The sequence below is a fragment of the Mycobacterium sp. 94-17 genome, assembly GCF_035617725.1.
In the GTDB taxonomy this organism is placed as follows: domain Bacteria; phylum Actinomycetota; class Actinomycetes; order Mycobacteriales; family Mycobacteriaceae; genus Mycobacterium.
This window is the reverse complement of sequence record NZ_JAPIYN010000069.1, coordinates 1-857: the sequence shown is the minus strand read 5'-3', so window position 1 is coordinate 857 and position 857 is coordinate 1. Positions and strand designations below refer to the sequence as shown.

2 protein-coding genes are annotated in these 857 nt (G+C 69.9%); both read right to left on the bottom strand.

Translation table 11 applies throughout. The features are described from left to right. On the bottom strand, positions 1–245 hold a 245-nt coding region (locus OQ789_RS25655), incomplete at its 3' end, for a PPE family protein (RefSeq protein ID WP_324689209.1). Positions 246–776: 531 nt separating this feature from the next. Further along, positions 777–857, bottom strand: an 81-nt coding sequence (locus OQ789_RS25650; RefSeq protein WP_420716206.1) for a PPE family protein, SVP subgroup, incomplete at its 5' end; no start/stop codon positions are given.

The following is an 857-nucleotide window of genomic DNA, read 5'->3' as shown; positions in this document are numbered from 1 at the left end:
TGCGTGGCCAAAGCACTGAGCCAACTCACGTACGGGGTGACCGCCGACAACATCGCCGTCGACGCCGGACCCACCCAAGGTGCCTGGGTCAGCTCCGAAATCACCGACGTGTAGCCGCTGGCCGCCGTGCCCAGCTCCGCGCCGAGTCCGTCCCAGGCCGCGGCCGCGGCCATCAACGGGCCCGACCCCGGACCCGCGTACATGCGACCGGAATTGACCTCCGGCGGCAGTGCCCCGAAATCCATGGTCATGAAGCACCGGGCTGGAACGACATGTATCCCCTCGCAGGTGATCACTCAGCGATGACCATCGGAATTGGTTTTCCGAAAGGCTAAATGGCCGCGCCGCCGCGTCGCGGGTTCGCGATGCCGCGGTGGTACGGCAGCGGCATGCCGGCGCCGCTGTCACCACAGGTGTTTGCCCGCTCGGGGTCGCGGCGGACGGGTCCGCGCGCAGGGGCGCTACCTGCGGGAACGCACCGAGCAGGCTGTCCACCGTGGGCGTGCGACTGCGACCGCTCGGGCCGCGTCGGGGGGACGGCGCCGACGCGAAAACCCCAGTGCGGGATAAAAATCCGGCCGCAGATAAAAGCCCGTCATACGATTCGCTGCGGGAGCCCCGCATGCGACTCGGCGTGGGGGCTTCCGCGCGCGGATCCCACGACGGGTCACCGATCGGCGGTGCCGGTGGCACGAAGACGCGAAACGCGCCCTGCCGCCGGTCATTCGGAGGCAGGGCGCGTCGGAATCGTCCAGGGGTTGCGATTCCGGCGGGGACTATCCGGCGAAGGGTGGTCGGGCCATCACGGTGGGCCGGAATCCGTACTTGGGGCCGGCGACGCCGTGTCCGGCCGCACC